General features: G+C 62.2%; 1 protein-coding gene. It reads left to right on the top strand.

The window, feature by feature from the left end:
* Window positions 1-278, top strand: a 278-nt coding sequence (locus EN861_RS35195; RefSeq protein WP_245512192.1) for a LysR substrate-binding domain-containing protein, incomplete at both ends; no start/stop codon positions are given.

The following is a 278-nucleotide window of genomic DNA, read 5'->3' as shown; positions in this document are numbered from 1 at the left end:
GTTTCAGCAATGCCGCTGGTGATGAAGAGGTTGTCACACCGTCGGGGCCGTTGCGGGTTACCAATTCCGACGCCCTTGTTCCGACCGTGCTGGCCGGAACCGCGATCGCCCAGCTGCCGGAATTCATTGCCAGCGAATACCTTGTCGACGGGCGCCTGGAGGCGGTCCTGACCGACTGGACTTTGCCAAGGGGCGCGCTGTACTTCGTCACGCCATCGGCGCGTTCGCGCCCCGCAAAGGTCGAAGCGGTTGCCAGTTTTATGGCCGCACATCTATCA

This window comes from Mesorhizobium sp. M8A.F.Ca.ET.218.01.1.1, assembly GCF_004791165.1.
Classification (GTDB): Bacteria; Pseudomonadota; Alphaproteobacteria; order Rhizobiales; family Rhizobiaceae; genus Mesorhizobium.
Note: the sequence above shows the minus strand (reverse complement) of the source record. Positions and strands in the feature narration are given on the sequence as shown.